This window comes from Nesterenkonia sp. K-15-9-6 (genome assembly GCF_052656005.1).
Window position 1 is genome coordinate 1 of record NZ_JBQYEY010000078.1, and the last position, 365, is coordinate 365.

Below are 365 nucleotides of genomic sequence, written 5' to 3' on the forward strand. Positions count from 1 at the left end.
GTGGCCTCCTCACCGGTGGTGTCATCCACACCAGCAACCGTGTAGTCACCAGGCTCCGCATCCTCCGGAGTCGGCAGGCTCACCTCGAACGTCCCGTCCTCAGAGGTCGGCACATCCTCCACCGGCTCACCCACCGGGTTACCGTCCTGATCACGCAACTGCACCGTGGCCGTGGAATCCGGGGTATACCCCTGACCCGTGACCGTGGTCGGCTCACCCGCAGGAACCTCATCCGGGTCCACGATGATGCCCAGCTGCACGACCCCATCCTCATCAGTGACCGTGAGATGCTCCGTGGCCGTGACCTCGGGGTCCTCATCATCAGTGACCGTGATCGGCAGAATGCCCGGCTCAGTGTCCTCAGG

General features: G+C 64.4%; 1 protein-coding gene. It reads right to left on the reverse strand.

What is annotated here, in order from left to right:
* The coding region (locus SD455_RS16680; protein ID WP_445508755.1) for a hypothetical protein at positions 1 to 365 on the reverse strand (365 nt) is incomplete at both ends.